Origin of the sequence: Mitsuokella sp. AF21-1AC, from assembly GCF_003458855.1 — a bacterium.
Classification (GTDB): domain Bacteria; phylum Bacillota; class Negativicutes; order Selenomonadales; family Selenomonadaceae; genus Mitsuokella.
This window is the reverse complement of record NZ_QRVW01000010.1, coordinates 1-701: the sequence shown is the minus strand read 5'-3', so window position 1 is coordinate 701 and position 701 is coordinate 1. Positions and strand designations below refer to the sequence as shown.

Here is a 701-nt window from a genome sequence, read left to right as displayed (position 1 = left end):
GGGCCAATTACCTGTGGTAGCACCTTAAAAGGTGCACTGAATCGGTCTGACAATCACACTTTTATCACGGGCTGCCCCCTACTCGGGGGCACTTTTATTTGCCAGACTTACTCTTGCTACCCGTAAACGGGTCTACAAATTCTTTCAGACTCAGCTGGTCTGCCATAATATCATCTTGCAGCTGGTTCTTGATATATTCCTTAATCGCTTTTTCGTACTTTCCTACAGTATCAACATAATATCCTCTGCACCAAAAGTGTCGATTCCCATACTTATACTTCAAATTTGCATGCCGGTCGAATATCATCAAGCTACTTTTACTCTTCAAATATCCCATAAAGCTTGATACACTCAAATGCGGCGGAATCGTTACTAACATGTGGATATGATCTGGACAGCATTCTGCCTCTAATATCTCTACTCCTTTCCTTTCACACAATTCTCTTAAAATTTTTCCTACATCTATTTTTATCTGCTTATAGATAATTTGACGCCTATACTTTGGTGCAAAGACAATATGGTATTTACATCTCCATTTACTATGTGATAAACTTTGTACGTCATCCATTGACATGCATCTCCTATGTTAATTTTTGTGGTTGTCAGGCCACTTATAGTTTATCACAGGAGATGCTTTCCTTTTCTCTAAGATCTTTTTAACTACCCCCAGTTGAACTGGGGGTTTTGTCATGCCTAATCGG

Annotated in this window: 1 protein-coding gene; it reads right to left on the bottom strand. The window is 39.5% G+C overall.

The annotated features are described in order from the left end of the window. Positions 1-94: 94 nt before the first annotated feature. A complete protein-coding gene (gene tnpA, locus DWX75_RS05120) occupies positions 95-568 on the bottom strand; it encodes an IS200/IS605 family transposase (RefSeq protein WP_118015260.1) in 474 nt (157 codons plus the stop codon). Between the last annotated feature and the right edge of the window lie 133 nt (positions 569-701).

Excerpts from the sequence above, each read along its gene's own strand:
- tnpA (WP_118015260.1), bottom strand. The coding sequence starts at position 568 with ATGGATGACGTACAAAGTTTATCACATAGTAAATGGAGATGTAAATAC.